Here is a 10689-nt window from a genome sequence, read left to right on the forward strand (position 1 = left end):
AGGCGATTGCAGACGCAAATGCAGAAAAGTACGGGATTGATCTCTAAACATTTGTAGTATGTATCCCTGAAAATGGGTTCTTTTCTTTTTTCTGAATCTGATCGACTGCTTCCGATTCACTTCTTGCCACTACAGAGATGTTATGTAGTAATGCTCCGACGTCTATGTGATAGCAATGGTCTCTTCCTTCATGAAGGTGGGGTTTGATCCTATTGCCTGTATCGCAACCCCGTATGGAGAGCAGGATGATACCGGTACTCTTTATCGATGATAATAAAGAAATTTGTAGTCTTTTTCAGATGTACCTTGAGGAAACCGGGGAATTTCTGGTTCACACCTGTAGTACCGGGAAAGAAGCTCTCAAATACCTGAAAAAAAACCAGGTTCTGGTTGTCATCTCTGATTATGATATGCCTGGAATGAATGGTATTGAACTGCTCAGGCATATCAGAGCACTCTATCCACGGTTACCCTTCATTATGCTTACCGGAAATGACAGTAAAGACACTGCCATTGCTGCACTGAACGCCGGTGCAGACTTTTATCAGAACAAGGCTGATGATTTTGAGGTGCAGGTTCTTGATCTCTCCCATAAAATTCATATTCTCTCAGGGAGGCATGAAGCTGAAGAGTCAGCACGGAGAAAAGAGGAAATTCTTGCAGCCATCAGTTATGCAGCCGAACGCCTGCTCAAAGGGAATGGATGGCAGGAAGATATGCAGGAGGTGCTGGGTCATCTGGGAAGGGCAACAAATGCTTCATCGGTATTTGTTGCCAAAGCGGGAAATGAAACTGTATCTGGTACGGTGATTGATCCGGTAGTCTGGGAGATGAACCCCTGCAACGCCGGAGCTGAAGTTTCCGGTCTGATTCATGCATGGTGGCAGAACCCAATGCAGGCAGTATTACTTGCCGATAATAAAGAGATTCAGGCCTGGGTAAAAAAACCGGCAGATGATGATCTTATTCCATTACAGAATGCAGATATCGGGACCATCCTGGTGATCCCGGTCTTTCTTGGAACTGAATGGTGGGGAGTACTGGGGATTACTGATACGAGTAGTGATCGGGTCTTCAGTCCTGAAGAGGTTAGTGCTCTTCGGATGGCTGCACGTGTCATAGGTTCTGCCAGATACCGGATGTATATCGAGGAAGTATTCAGAAATCCGGTAGAAGAGTCTCTGGTCGGTGTTTTTATCATCCAGAACAATCGATTCCTGTATGTTAATCCCAAAATATGCGGGATATTTGGGTATTCCATGCAGGAGTTCCGTGATATGAAAAACCTCCTTGGGCTTATTCATCCCAGGGATCATACCGAAATTATCAGAATCATTCGTGGGATCAAATCAAAAGAACTTCCCTCACGACATTTTGAGATGGCTGGTATCAGGGCAGATGGCCAGGTGATCTGTCTTGAGATTTACATCTCCTCTATCTCTGGTGATAATCTGGATTTTCTGATCGGGAATGTGATCGATGTCACTGATCAGCATCGGGCTAGGCGAGCCCTGGCAGAGAGTGAAAAACGGTTTCGTAGTCTTTTCAGTAATATCAGAGATCTCGTCATTCTTCACCGGATCCCCGCAGAAGGAGGAGTGATTATTGAGATAAATAATTCAGTTTGTGAAGTTATGAACCTGGACCGGGATCAGATCCTCTCCTGTACGCTCCCCTCCCTCTGTCCAAATGAACACGAACAGGCAATGGTATATTCTCACTGTGTTGCAGCAGCTGAATCCGGAAGATCAGTGATACAGACCTATGTTATCAGGAGGGGTGGGAGTCCGATACCCGTGGATCTGATAACATACCGGGTCGTTATGGAGAGTAGTCCGGTTCTGCTCTCGGTGGCCCGGGATATTACCGAACGCATTGAAGCGGAAGCAAAGATCAAAGCAGGCGAAGAACTACTCAAACACAGCATGCTGGTATCATTACGTGAGAAAGAGACTCTGCTTCGTGAGATCCATCACCGGGTTAAGAACAATATGCAGATTATCATCAGTCTGCTTAAATTACAGGGTTTTAAGGTTGAAGATCCCCAGGTGCAGGAGATTATCAGAGACTGCCGAAGCCGAATCTATTCGATGGCAGTGATCCATGAAAAATTGTATCAGACCGAAAAACTCACTTCAATCAGGCTTGATGACTATATCAGGGATCTAGCCTGCAGGGTTATCAGCGAATTTGATACCGATGAATCGAGAATAGCATTTTCTTTGCAGTCCAATCTCACGGTTCTTGTTGATATCAATACTGGAATTCCCCTTGGTCTGATTCTGAATGAATTGATTATGAACAGTATGAAGTACGCCTTTGATCCTGATCAACAGGGAGAGATCAGAGTGGATATTCTGAATGAGGCGGGATCATTACAGGTGACGGTTTCCGATAGTGGGCGTGGATACCCGGAGGGTTTTACCGGTGAGAGTTCCACCACCCTCGGTACCGAACTGATTCGTGGTCTGGTGTTCCAGCTTGGTGGAGCCGTTGCATGGAAGAATGATCCAGGGGCAGTATGTATTCTCACTATCCCGATGCCTGTGATCGAAGAGGAAACATCATCATGACGAAGGGAAGCAGGATTCTAATTGTAGAAGATGAGATGGTCATTTCGCTCGAGATAGCAGCAACCCTGAAACGGCTCGGGTATGCCGTTGTGGGTCAGGCAATAACCGGTCTCGATGCACTCAAACTCGTTGAAGAGCATGATCCTGATCTGATCCTGATGGATATCAGGCTGAAAGGAGAGATGGATGGTATTGAAGCTGCCTGTCAGGTTACTGACCGGTTTGATCTTCCTGTCATCTTTCTCACTGCTCATTCAGATGAAGCAACTCTTGAGCGGGCTATCGCTGTCAGCCCATCCGGATACCTGATCAAACCATTCAAGGATCGGGAACTTTATTCTTCAATCGAACTTGCCCTGCATAAGCATGAGATTCGGCGGCGGATACGTCCCGACCGGATCGTCCGGGAGGTACAGTCTGATCTGACCCATCTCACTGGAGTATGTGCAGTCGTTATCAGTCCACGGGGAATAATTATCCGGGCAAACCAAGAGGCATGTACACTCCTTGGAACGAATCAGGAAGATCTCTGTGCAACCAGAATCACAAACTGGGTCTATTCTGGAACCTCCCTGCCTGATGATTCTTCACCTGCCGGAGTATCTATCCTGCCAGGTTCCGCTGCAATCAGGAGGTGGGATGGGACGTTTCAACATGTATCTATACAGGCAGGATTTCTGATCGGTGAAGAAAGCCGGATTCAAGGGTATATTCTGGTGATTATTCCTGATACCGGATCTCTATGAATGATCATTCAGGGAGTGCAGAGAGACCGGTGACTGACAGCGTATATTATGAGATACTGACCTCCTCCGGAACTGTATTGATAACCCGGGTTTCCCAGGCACGACCTGGTGACATGCAAGCCCTGTATCTGGCAGGAGACTGGTGGCAGGATGAATGGGACGATCGCTATCTCTCTGCTCTTGTGAAGATGAGTTTTGCTTTTGTTGCAGCTACCGCTCCTGACGGTTCATGGATTGGGATGGGGAGACTCATCTCTGACGGAGTGTCAGACGCTTACCTGCAGGATATTGTGGTCCTTCCTTCATGGGAAGGGAATGGTATTGGCTCTGCAATAGTAAGATCTCTTCTTGCGATCTGTAAAGAACATGGGATCACCTGGATCGGGACGATTGGAGGGCCGCAGACCGAATACTTCTACCGGAAATTTGGCTTCTCACGAATGTGTGGGTATATCCCGATGAGGTATGAACGATAATCAGATCTGGTGATGAGTGCTTGTGGAAATAGTGAGTGACCAGCAGGTAACCCTCGGGGGAAAACCGACAGAGCCCACAGGCGGAGTGGTTATCACCGATATTCATCCTGTTATTATCTCAGTGAGCAGGGCAACCGATATTCCAGCATTCTATATGGACTGGTTTCTCCACCGGTATCATGAGGGATATGTCATATGGAAGAATCCATATCGCCAGAACCGGAGACAACGGGTCCTTTTTGATAAAACCAGGGCTGCCGTCTTCTGGACCAAGGACCCGGGTTCACTTCTCGCATCTGTTGATGCAATCGATGCCCTCTCATTGCACTATTACGTGCAGGTTACCCTGAATGACTATGAAGGCCTCGGGTACGAACTCAGGGTGCCCCCGCTGGAGAAGCGCATTCACGATTTTCAGGACCTAAGCCGCCGACTTGGAAAGGAACGGGTCATCTGGCGGTTTGATCCGCTTCTGCTTTCAGATACGCTGACAATTGAATCCCTGTTCGTTCGAATTGAAGAGTTGTTCGCCCGGCTTGGACCGTATTGCGAACGAATGGTCTTCAGTTATGTGGATATTGCCGGATACCGGGGGGTTACACGAAATATGGCCAGGTATGGGCTGACCGCAGTCAGAGAGTTCACTGGAGAAGAAAAACTGACTCTCGCCCGGGTATTGGAGCAATGTGCAAAACCATACCGGATTCAGGTCATGGCATGTTGCCAGGAATTGGATCTGCTTTCATATGGTATTATACAGGGTCGTTGTATCGATGACCGGCTCTTTCGCAGGATTGCATCAGGTGATCCTGATTTCATTTCCTGGCTGGATCGAAGTGCCCGCAAAGATGCCGGGCAGCGTGAGCATTGTACCTGTATTGTTGCCAAGGATGTTGGCGAGTACTCAACCTGTCTGCACCAGTGCCGGTACTGTTATGCAAACCGGAGCGATGAGGTGGTAGCATCCAGATACCTGCTCCACCAAAAGGCCAGAAGTCAGGGCCTCGTGCCTGAGTCCATCGTCCCTGAGTACTGATCAACTTTATGGCTTGCAGGCTCAATTATGGATCAGATGGTGGACTGTGAGTTCTGCGGAACCAGTGTATCAGGGGGCTCTGCATTTACCTGTACCTATTGTAAAGGAACATTCTGCCCTGCACACCGCCTCCCCTTTAATCATGCCTGCCCGAATATTGCTGAGTGGCGAAATGCTAACCCGGGAAAACAGAAGGTTTTATCGCGAAAACCTGAAAGCCGGATTATGGCTGATCAGAAAAGTCTGATCGCCGGTGGTGTCCTGATGCTGTTCCTGATCATCCTGTTTGTCTGGATATTCAGGATCGTATAATTGGAAACCTCGCGCTTAAGCGATCCCCAAGATCCATCAGAAAGTCCCTCCCATATCTTCCGTCTTCCAGATCTGTCAATAGGAGATTTGGCAAGGTGTCCTTTCCAGGATGAATGAGGGCGGCACCCAGAACCAGTGCTGCGGTGGTGTCGGTATCTCCTCCAAACAGGATTGATGTACGCAAAGCGTAGTCTGGATCTTCTCCACATATGGAAAGGATTGCCATTACTGCACCGAGCATGATGAGTGATTCGGTATAAGGGACTCCGTAATCTGCGTACGAACCAAGGATTACCTCCGGATTCAATCCCACTGAGATAATCCCAGAAAGATATGCTAATTGACTTGGGTTCAGATTCGGAATGCTTCGGGGAAGGTCACGGATGATATCTGCAAATATTCTCTTCCGGAAAAACCGCTCATGAGCGATGAGTGCAACACCTACCGTTGCAGCCACTGAGTCTGGATGATTATGGGTGATCCTGGCACTTGTGATGGCTGATTCTACTACCTTTTTCCGATCAGTCATGAATCCAAGGGGAAGTGCCCGCATAACCGCTCCATCGCTCTTCCGCTCCCTGATCTCGTCATCTGACAGCCAGTGCAGAAATGCAGCGCTGTCTGCAGAACCACAGAGCATACTGGTGGTGAGCGGGGAATAGCCAGGACGGGGATCCCTCCTGTACGCATGCAGAAATGCAAGGGCCAGATTTTCATCTGTGAATGGATCTCCAGAGATGAGCAACTCGGCTACTGCGATTGCCATCTGAGTATCATCGGTATACCGGTTCTGGTTCTGATAGGTGAGTGGACCCTTTGGAAGGCTGATCTCATGCCTGTTCAGATTCTCAAACCGTGCCCCGAATGCATCTCCGATGGCCATACCAACCATCATTCGTGCTCCCGGGCTGAAGTCTGCAGAAGAAAAGGAGGTATATGAGTGGGAGGAGTCAGAACCAGTCATATCAGGGGAACTGGAGATCAGGTTATACGATCTTGTCACAGCGAAGACATTCGTTGTAACCTTTATCTTTGATTAGTTTCAGGATTTCACGGGGATTCCCGTGGCATTTGAACTCACCGTTGATCATCACATGGCCTTTATCCACATCCAGATAGTCCATAATATATCCGGTGTGTGTGATAACCAATCCACTGTTCTTCCTGTTTGCAAATCGTTGATGTTTCTGGAGCAGATATGCTATAGATTCACCCATCAGATGGATATTTTCCAGATCTACCCCGCTCTCAGGTTCGTCCAGCATGATGAATGAAGGATCCTGTATCATCATCTGCAGGATCTCACTCCGTTTGATCTCTCCACCTGAAAATCCCTGATTGATATCCCGGTCAATGAACTCGTTCATGTTCATCCTGGAAATAGCGGCCTGCATATCTACCGCTTCATTCTGATTGATCGCGGAGAGCATCTTTCCAAGTTTCAGACCTGCAATCGTTGGCGGACGCTGAAACATAATTCCCATTCCGAGTCGCGCCCGTTCATGGACCGGTTTATCGGTGACATCGGTTCCGTTAAAGAGGATCTTCCCTTTCGTGACTTTATAGGCATCAAACCCCATAATCGTCATCAGGAGAGTGGATTTTCCAGAACCATTCGGTCCCATGAGGACGTGGGTTTCACCTTGTTCGATATGCAGATTGATTCCATGAAGAATCTCACGGTCTCCTACGGTGACATGCAGATCCTGTAACTCAAGCATTGATGCCTCTCTCATACGTTTCAGTCTTCAGGCCATTTGATGTTTGCCGGATCGTAAATACTGGTTTCGGATCTTCAGAGGAGCTGTTTGCCTGCGTCTGCACCTGGCATGCATTCAAACACACTGGTGATCTTAAGAATAAGCAGCGATTTTGCGGGAAGATTTGGTTTCTTCTCGTGTATCATCCCGGTCATGCGGGCGTGTTCAGGCCCTGAAGTCTTTACCGTCACATCTGCCTTGATCTGGTAACACCCTTTTGCTCCTGCACCATACAGATACAGGGCAGCCTTTGGGTTCTCGAGGACATTTTTAAGACTCTTATGCATGAAGTTATCTCCGACCCAGATTGTTTCAGGATCTATGAGAAATACCGATCCCATCGGAGCAACATTTGGAACGCCATCCTTTGAAGCAGTTGCGAAGGGGAAGACCTTCAGTGCGTTAAACGCTTCAATAATTTCCGGAGTTAGTGCTGGCATAGTAGTAAAAAGATATCCCCGATATCTCATTAATCTTCGGATTGAAGCAAGAGAAAAAAAGGGGAGTGATGTCAGATCATGGTGATATTTCAGGGAAACTGATCCTGACCTTTGCTCCCTTGTCGTTTGAAAAATGTACCGTTCCCGAAACCTGCATTGCAAGGGTTTCCACCATAGTCAGACCGTTTCCCATCTGTTGGCCATTGGATACTTCATCAGGCAGCCCTCTTCCTGAGTCTCTCACTTCAAGATTATACATATCATTTTCACGAGTGAACCAGAGTTCGATCCTGCCCGCTTCTCCCGGAATGAATGCATGTCTTACACAGTTTATCAACAGTTCGGTAACCATCATCCCGACTGGAATGCTTGCATCCGCTTCCATAGTCTGGTCATCCTCACAATGGGTTGTAACGGTTACCTGATTCAATTGATCAGCGAATAACTCGCTGAAATTGGATGTAATGGCACGAAAATATGCACAAGCCGGGATCCGGTCTGATCCTAAAGGGATAGAGACATTCTGATAATGGGCATCAAGCGTATAGGTGAATGCCTGTAGATCCCTGATCTCAACCGGTGTGGTAGCTGCCGCAGCGGCTTTCATTCTGATCACCTGTTCAAGCAGTTGCAGGCTGTTTCTTACTCCTGATATAAGCCCGCTCATCGCTTCGGGATCTGGTTCGGGTATCCGAATCCTCTTCTCTGATCCTTTTTCAGGGTTCGCAATGTGGTCATCTGAAGGAACATGACCTATTCTGTCATACATCTCCGTTGATAATCCCGATGATGATTGAACTGGTGTCTGCATTCTGAGAATGTATCCTTCAATCCCGGTGATTGTCAGGGGACCTGAGTACATACCCTGTCCGATGAGCAGTCCGTCTGTCTGGGTCCTATCTTTGGTGAGCATGCTGAATGGTATGGCAAATGACCCCTGCCTGTTAATTGCATCTTGTATCTGTCGTCTTACCGCATCGCGTCCAGCCGGTGCTACCAGATCAGGAAGGCATATCATACCTGTCTCCACGAGATCGGCGTGTGTGTATCCGGTAACCCGTTTGGATCCCTCATCAACATGCTCGAAACCAAGTGCCGCATCTGCCCGGCACCGAAAAGCCATTCCTGTGATTTTTGTGTCCAGACTATTCATAATATCATTTAAGGAACGTTGCTTTCGAAAGTAACCACTATTCAGAAAAATTGTGAATAGAGAAGGTAAAACCTTATGGATTTGATCCCGGGTACCCGGAAACCCAAATCCATGAAAGAGTATGCTCAGCGCAGATTGAGTCTAATATTTCTCATGTGAGGTTCAGGTACCCGAACTATCCGGTTAGAGATACAACCTGATGATATGATTCCTCCAGAAAAACTCTGCCCATTTGATAAGGATCCTTGTATCATGGTTCGCTGTGCAATATGGGATCCAGATGAAGAAGTCTGCTCTCTTGCCCTCATCCCTTCGGTAATCAGGGGAAACCGGCCATCGAAGAAACTGCAGGAAAAAACCGGTTCTTCAGGTCTGTCAGGCCGGTTCCGGGATCCGCTCTTTGATTGAAAACCCAGGGTTCAGGCAACTGTCTGAACCTTGATCATATTAGTTCTACCCTGGATCCCTGCAAAGTTCCCTGCAATAATGACAAGCCGGTCTCCGCTCCGGGTGAGATCATGTTCATGTGCCAGTTCGAGTGCGATGAAGAAGAGTTCGTCAGCGGTATGGATTGGTGCATGGATGCAGGGAATAACTCCCCATCTGTTCAACAATCTTCTCGCGATCTGTTCATCAGGGGTGATAGCGAGGATGGGAGTTCCGGGTCTGCAGCGTGATACGCGTTCAGCAGTAATTCCTGATCTGGTGAATGCGACAATGGCCCGGCTGGCAAGTTCATTGGCAAGGTAACAGGCACTGTAACTGATGATCTCAGACGGACCTGATCCATGCCATTCCTTTCGTTCCTCCAGAATTTGACGATACGGCAGATGTCGTTCAGTCTCACACGCAATTTCTGCCATCATTGCAATTGCCCTGGCAGGATCTTTTCCAATGGAGGTCTCTGCAGAGAGCATGGTTGCATCGGTGCCGTCTACGATAGCATTCGCAACATCAGTCACTTCAGCTCTGGTGGGTCTTCCATGCTCAACCATGGATTCCAGCATCTCGGTTGCGGTGATCACCGGTTTGCCTGCGCAGTTACAAGACCTGATGATCTCTTTCTGGACATGCGGGACACAGGCGATAGGAAGCTCCACTCCTAAGTCACCCCGGGCGACCATGATCCCATCAGCAGCCTCCAGGATCTCATCAAAGAGATCGACCGCGAGTTTGGTCTCGATCTTTGCTATGAGTGGAATGATTCTGTGGTCATCGGTGAGAATATCCCTAACTGTGGTAATATCGCCTGCTGATCCTACAAAAGAGAGTGCAATGAAGTCTGGGTTCAGTTCTGCTGCAAAAGAGAGGTTTTTTTTCAGTTCTTCATTGACATACGGAATATCGGGCCTGCGTCCTGGGATTACTACGCCTGCACCCTGCCGGATTGTTCCACCTGTTATAACTTCAGCCCGGATTGATGGCCCGATCGAAGTAACGGTCAGGGTGACTGCCCCATCAGCAAGCAGCATGGTGTCACCTTCACACATCTGGGGAATATACGAAGCCGGTCCGATTCCCAGTTCCCCGGCATCAGGTTCTGAAGCGAGGACAACATGATCCTGAGGGAAGAAGGAGATCTCTGGTCCAGGCATCGAGCGGACCCTGAGTTTTGGTCCCGGTATATCTATCATAATAGCAACCAGCTTTCGAGCTTCAGTTGCTGCGAGTCGTATTCGTGAGATGGTCTCCTGATGATCCTGCAGGGTGCCATGCGAGAGGTTGAGTCTGGCGATATCCATCCCGGCGCGGATCATCGCTCTGATCGTCCCGATATCAGCAGAAGCCGGTCCGATTGTTGCGATGATTCGCGTTAGTCTGATACCGGGTCCCGGAGGAGTTCCAGTTTCTGCACCTGTCCCGCTCGTCATATCAGTACATCCCTGTCATGCTATTTAGTCAAAAGCGTTTGTCCGGGGAGCACTGATGGTTGTCAGGTTCGATCTGCTTAAAACCCGTCGAAGATAACCATGATCTCATGGAACCGGCAGAGCGTGAAGATCTTCTTCTGGCAGTGATCCGTTTTGAATCACGCAACCAAAGAAGTCCACTCGCTGAAGATATTGCCGGTCTGGTGCAGAGAAGTCTGCCAGATGTTCAGACCACCATAAAGCTCCTGGTGGATTGTGGTGAACTGGTGATCGATGAAGCAGGGTTTGTGAAACTAACTGCTTCCGGCGAGGCTGCGGCAGC

At 48.4% G+C, this 10689-nt stretch carries 12 protein-coding genes; 7 read left to right on the forward strand and 5 right to left on the reverse strand.

The window, feature by feature from the left end:
• The first annotated feature begins 245 nt into the window (after positions 1–245).
• From LUQ50_RS12935 to LUQ50_RS12955, 5 genes are read left to right on the forward strand one after another with little or no spacing between them, the layout of a single operon-like run.
• Entirely contained in the window at positions 246–2573 is a 2328-nt protein-coding gene (locus LUQ50_RS12935; RefSeq protein ID WP_300040306.1) for a PAS domain S-box protein, read from the forward strand.
• A complete protein-coding gene (locus LUQ50_RS12940) occupies positions 2522–3319 on the forward strand; it encodes a response regulator (protein ID WP_300040308.1) in 798 nt (265 codons plus the stop codon). Before LUQ50_RS12935 ends, LUQ50_RS12940 begins: the two co-directional genes overlap by 52 nt.
• Positions 3316–3795 carry a GNAT family N-acetyltransferase gene (locus LUQ50_RS12945; protein WP_300040310.1) on the forward strand — a complete coding sequence of 160 codons (480 nt, stop codon included), beginning with the start codon at positions 3316–3318 and terminating at the stop codon, positions 3793–3795. The genes LUQ50_RS12940 and LUQ50_RS12945 overlap by 4 nt, the downstream gene beginning before the upstream one ends.
• A 31-nt stretch (positions 3796–3826) precedes the next feature.
• Entirely contained in the window at positions 3827–4831 is a 1005-nt protein-coding gene (locus LUQ50_RS12950) for a DUF1848 domain-containing protein (RefSeq protein ID WP_300040312.1), read from the forward strand.
• 36 nt (positions 4832–4867) lie between these two features.
• A complete protein-coding gene (locus tag LUQ50_RS12955) occupies positions 4868–5143 on the forward strand; it encodes an AN1-type zinc finger domain-containing protein (RefSeq protein ID WP_300040314.1) in 276 nt (91 codons plus the stop codon).
• On the opposite strand, the gene LUQ50_RS12960 is transcribed toward LUQ50_RS12955, so the two are convergent.
• The 4 genes from LUQ50_RS12960 to LUQ50_RS12975 form a co-directional block, all read right to left on the reverse strand.
• On the reverse strand, positions 5130–6107 hold the full coding sequence (locus LUQ50_RS12960) for an ADP-ribosylglycohydrolase family protein (protein ID WP_300040316.1): 978 nt from the start codon (positions 6105–6107) through the stop codon (positions 5130–5132). The two genes, LUQ50_RS12955 and LUQ50_RS12960, sit on opposite strands and share 14 nt — an antisense overlap.
• A 22-nt stretch (positions 6108–6129) precedes the next feature.
• Positions 6130–6864, reverse strand: coding sequence for an ABC transporter ATP-binding protein (locus tag LUQ50_RS12965; RefSeq protein ID WP_300040330.1), 735 nt, complete (start codon positions 6862–6864; stop codon positions 6130–6132).
• A gap of 74 nt (positions 6865–6938) precedes the next feature.
• Positions 6939–7343, reverse strand: coding sequence for a pyridoxamine 5'-phosphate oxidase family protein (locus tag LUQ50_RS12970; RefSeq protein ID WP_300040318.1), 405 nt, complete (start codon positions 7341–7343; stop codon positions 6939–6941).
• Positions 7344–7419: 76 nt separating this feature from the next.
• The gene (locus LUQ50_RS12975; protein ID WP_300040321.1) at positions 7420–8466 is read right to left on the reverse strand and encodes an ATP-binding protein; all 1047 of its coding nucleotides are present in this window, start codon (positions 8464–8466) and stop codon (positions 7420–7422) included.
• 234 nt (positions 8467–8700) lie between these two features.
• On the opposite strand from LUQ50_RS12975, the gene LUQ50_RS12980 reads away from it, so the two are divergent.
• Positions 8701–8904, forward strand: coding sequence for a hypothetical protein (locus tag LUQ50_RS12980; RefSeq protein ID WP_300040323.1), 204 nt, complete (start codon positions 8701–8703; stop codon positions 8902–8904).
• 11 nt (positions 8905–8915) lie between these two features.
• On the opposite strand, the gene pyk is transcribed toward LUQ50_RS12980, so the two are convergent.
• A complete protein-coding gene (gene pyk, locus LUQ50_RS12985) occupies positions 8916–10367 on the reverse strand; it encodes a pyruvate kinase (RefSeq protein WP_300040325.1) in 1452 nt (483 codons plus the stop codon).
• Positions 10368–10474: 107 nt separating this feature from the next.
• On the opposite strand from pyk, the gene LUQ50_RS12990 reads away from it, so the two are divergent.
• The coding region (locus tag LUQ50_RS12990; RefSeq protein WP_300040327.1) for a hypothetical protein at positions 10475–10689 on the forward strand (215 nt) is incomplete at its 3' end.

The organism is Methanospirillum sp., assembly GCF_028679455.1.
Taxonomy (GTDB): domain Archaea; phylum Halobacteriota; class Methanomicrobia; order Methanomicrobiales; family Methanospirillaceae; genus Methanospirillum.

Coding starts and splice junctions, on each gene's coding strand:
- LUQ50_RS12935 (WP_300040306.1), top strand. CDS start 246: ATGATACCGGTACTCTTTATCGATGATAATAAAGAAATTTGTAGTCTT.
- LUQ50_RS12940 (WP_300040308.1), top strand. CDS start 2,522: ATGTATTCTCACTATCCCGATGCCTGTGATCGAAGAGGAAACATCATC.
- LUQ50_RS12970 (WP_300040318.1), bottom strand. CDS start 7,343: ATGCCAGCACTAACTCCGGAAATTATTGAAGCGTTTAACGCACTGAAG.
- LUQ50_RS12955 (WP_300040314.1), top strand. CDS start 4,868: ATGGTGGACTGTGAGTTCTGCGGAACCAGTGTATCAGGGGGCTCTGCA.
- LUQ50_RS12965 (WP_300040330.1), bottom strand. CDS start 6,864: ATGCTTGAGTTACAGGATCTGCATGTCACCGTAGGAGACCGTGAGATT.
- LUQ50_RS12945 (WP_300040310.1), top strand. CDS start 3,316: ATGAATGATCATTCAGGGAGTGCAGAGAGACCGGTGACTGACAGCGTA.
- LUQ50_RS12960 (WP_300040316.1), bottom strand. CDS start 6,107: ATGACTGGTTCTGACTCCTCCCACTCATATACCTCCTTTTCTTCTGCA.
- LUQ50_RS12980 (WP_300040323.1), top strand. CDS start 8,701: ATGATTCCTCCAGAAAAACTCTGCCCATTTGATAAGGATCCTTGTATC.
- LUQ50_RS12975 (WP_300040321.1), bottom strand. CDS start 8,466: ATGGCTTTTCGGTGCCGGGCAGATGCGGCACTTGGTTTCGAGCATGTT.
- pyk (WP_300040325.1), bottom strand. CDS start 10,367: ATGACGAGCGGGACAGGTGCAGAAACTGGAACTCCTCCGGGACCCGGT.